We start from the raw sequence: 1869 nt of genomic DNA, 5'->3' as shown, positions 1-1869 counted from the left end.
GCGGCCTCGCGGTGCTCGGCAGCCCGGTCATCACCGCCGCCCCCGCCACCCTGCGCAGCGGGCAACCCGCCTACGCGGTCACCGTCGCCGTCACCGCGACCCTGTCCACGACCTTCCTCGCTCCGTGGCGCCCGTCGGTCCGCCTGTCGGTGCATGCGACCGCGGGCAACCCGATCGTGACGCCGCAATTCAGCGCCGGCCAGTTCGGGTCGAGCGCGATCGACTTCAACGAGGCCTTCGCCTACCCGGTGCCGATGGTGAACGGGAAGCCGCAATACGCGCAGATCCCGCCGCTCAGCCAGTTCTACGAAATCGGCAGCAACAACGGCGCCTATCCCCTGCCGGCGAACCAAGTCTTCCCGCCGCTGACCGCGACGCAGCCGATCGCCTTCGCCCTGCGCAACGTGACCGGCGGCAACTACGGCGGCGCGGGCTGCATCCCCCCCACCAACGCCTACAACGTGATCTTCGGCCCCGGCGGCGGCATTTCCGGGACCGGTCAGGCGCAATGGTTCTACTCGGCCTTCCTCGCGCTGGGCGAAGCGCCGACGCAGATCACCAACTACAGCTACGGCTACCAGTCCTATCTGCTGGACCTGCTCGGGATCTGCCTGTTTCCGAACTATGTTTATACATCAACGACATATCCGACGAACATCAATTGCAGCTTCATCATGGGGCCCTATACGCCCGGGCAATCGCTCGCCACGCCGCCGGCTGCCGGTACCTGCTTCGCCCCCGCCGCGACCCCGGGCGTCGCCTATGCCGCCATGAGCTGTCAGCAATACAACGGCCAGAGCTATGCCGTCTGGTGGAACGACATGGGCGGTCTGGGCAGCGATGACCTCGACTACAACGACGCCTATTTCACGGTGACCTGCAACAGCCTGGCGCCCGACGGCACGCCCGCGCTCACACGCGTGGTGCTGCTGAGCTGACTGGCCGAAAGCGCGCCCGGCCGGGGCAGGGTCGCGCCGGGGTGTCATACGTTTTCCTGCTGTGCTTTACGTCGCCCGGCGCCAACCCACGTAGGCGCTACGGTTAAAGGAGCACCGCATATGACCATCCAGCTCGGCCAGACCGCCCCCGACTTCGAACAGGACAGCAGCGAGGGCCGGATCAGCTTTCACGAATGGCTGGGCAATTCCTGGGGCGTGCTGTTCAGCCACCCCAAGGATTACACGCCCGTCTGCACCACCGAACTCGCCGAGGTCGCCCGTCTCAAACCCGAATGGGACAAGCGCGGGGTCAAGCCGATCGGCCTGTCGGTGGACACCGGCGAGCGCCATGCCGGCTGGGCCGCCGACATCAAGGAGACGCAGGGCCAGACGCTGAACTTCCCGGTCCTCGCCGACCACGACCGCAAGGTCTCCGACCTCTACGGCATGGTCCACCCGGAGGCCGACCCGTCGGTGACGGTGCGCAGCGTGTTCATCGTGGACCCCAACAAGAAAGTCCGCCTAATCCTGACCTACCCGCCGAGCACGGGGCGCAATTTCGACGAGATCCTGCGGGTGATCGACAGCCTCCAGCTGACCGACGCCCACAAGGTGGCGACGCCGGTGAATTGGCGCGACGGCGAGCAGGTGATCATCGTACCAAGCCTGTCCGACGAAGAGGCGCACAAGCGCTTCCCGAAGGGTTTCAAGACCTTGAAGCCCTATCTTCGGATGGTGGACCAGCCGAAGCTGCCGCACGCGGGGGGCTGATCCGGGCGGGGCGGGCATGCGCCGCCCCGTTGCCTCTGTCATAAAACCTTCTCACGGTTGCAATAGTGGCGTCGCGGCGGCACGCGTAGGGTCCGCGCGCCGCCGGACCCGGCGCGGCCCGTGCCGCGCCGCGAGTCCCGGTCCCCGTCCGCCCCGGGTC

2 protein-coding genes are annotated in these 1869 nt (G+C 67.1%); both read left to right on the top strand.

Annotated elements, in window-relative coordinates:
- Positions 1-938: hypothetical protein (locus tag B8460_RS22140; protein ID WP_158322892.1), on the top strand; the 938-nt coding region annotated here is incomplete at its 5' end.
- Between the two features lie 120 nt (positions 939-1058).
- Positions 1059-1709 carry a peroxiredoxin gene (locus tag B8460_RS15075; RefSeq protein ID WP_048862428.1) on the top strand — a complete coding sequence of 217 codons (651 nt, stop codon included), beginning with the start codon at positions 1059-1061 and terminating at the stop codon, positions 1707-1709.
- Positions 1710-1869: the final 160 nt, after the last annotated feature.

This window comes from Acidisphaera rubrifaciens HS-AP3, from assembly GCF_000964365.1.
GTDB lineage: Bacteria > Pseudomonadota > Alphaproteobacteria > Acetobacterales > Acetobacteraceae > Acidisphaera > Acidisphaera rubrifaciens.
The sequence above is the reverse complement of the archived record's forward strand: the minus strand, read 5'-3'. Positions and strand labels throughout refer to the sequence as shown.

Bases quoted from the DNA above. Each gene is read 5' to 3' on its own strand.
- B8460_RS15075 (WP_048862428.1), top strand. From the start codon at position 1,059: ATGACCATCCAGCTCGGCCAGACCGCCCCCGACTTCGAACAGGACAGC.